General features: G+C 73.0%; 2 protein-coding genes. Both read left to right on the forward strand.

Going from position 1 to position 1,164, the window contains the following annotated elements; translation table 11 throughout:
- Positions 1 to 768, forward strand: a 768-nt coding sequence (locus AB0J09_RS65375) for a hypothetical protein (RefSeq protein ID WP_360714629.1), incomplete at its 5' end; no start/stop codon positions are given.
- A partial coding sequence (locus AB0J09_RS65380; RefSeq protein ID WP_360714631.1) for an AraC family ligand binding domain-containing protein occupies positions 765 to 1,164 on the forward strand: 400 nt, incomplete at its 3' end. The genes AB0J09_RS65375 and AB0J09_RS65380, both read left to right, overlap by 4 nt.

Below are 1,164 nucleotides of genomic sequence, written 5' to 3' on the forward strand. Positions count from 1 at the left end.
CATGGGACGACCGCCTGGCAGCCGACGGGCGACAGCGCGCCGCACCCCACGCTCTCCCGGCGCGCCAGACGTGGCGGCAAGGCGCTGCGGATCGGCCTGCCCGCCGCCGTGGCCGCCGTGGCGGTGCTCGGCACGGGCGGCGTCCTGCTGTCCGACCGCTGGACGAGCGCCCCCACGACGACCAGCCCGGCGCCCACCGGCACCCCGGAGACCGCGGAGCCGACGCCCACCGCCGCCCCGGAGACCACTGAGCCGGCACCCACCGGCACCCCCGCGACCGCGGAGCCGACGCCCACGGTCACCGCGCGGCCGGCGCCCGCCGGCTGGCGGACTTTCACCAGCGCGGCGGGCCGCTTCTCGATCGCCATGCCCAAGCAGTGGCAGGCGAAGAAGAACCCCACCAGGGACAGCATCTCCTTCAAGGGCCCCGGCACCTCCGGAGCGTTGATCGTCGAGTGGACCGTCCCTGAGTTCGCCTGGAAGGACCCGGCGCGGCAGTGGCTCGCGCTGGAGAAGGAGATCCAGGCGAAGGGCGAGTTCCAGCGATACGCCCGCGTCGGCATCACCTCCACCAAATACCTCGGCCTGGCAGCCGCCGACTGGGAGTTCACCCGGGTGCGCGACGGCGTGCTGATCCACGTGATCAACCGCGGCTTCCGCACCGCCGACGGCCGCCCGTACGCCCTCTACTGGGAGACCCCCGACTCCCGCTGGGCCGCCGACAGGCGCTACTTCGAGACGTTCGCGAAGACGTTCAGACCCCGATGAAGGAGCAGGCGCACTTCTGGCGGCATCCGGCGGTGCCGGGCACCGACCTGCTCAAGGCCCGCTACGTCACCCACCGCTTCACCCGGCACGTTCACGACGGCTACGCCATCGGCGTGATCGTCAGGGGTGTCGAGGAGTTCGACTACCGCGGCACCCTGCTGCGTGCGGGCGCGGGCGAGGTGGTGCTGGTCAACCCCGACTCCGCGCACACCGGCCAGGCCGGCACACCGGACGGCTGGTCGTACCGCATGCTCTACCCGTCGATCGACACGCTGTCCGGGATCGCCGCCGAGCTGGGCGCGCCCTACGCGACACCGCACTTCCCCGAGCAGGTGGTACGCGATGAGGGTGTGGCGGCGCTGCTGTCCAGGGCGCACCAGGCGGCCGAGCTCGGCG

Origin of the sequence: Nonomuraea sp. NPDC049784 (genome assembly GCF_040659615.1) — a bacterium.
In the GTDB taxonomy this organism is placed as follows: domain Bacteria; phylum Actinomycetota; class Actinomycetes; order Streptosporangiales; family Streptosporangiaceae; genus Nonomuraea.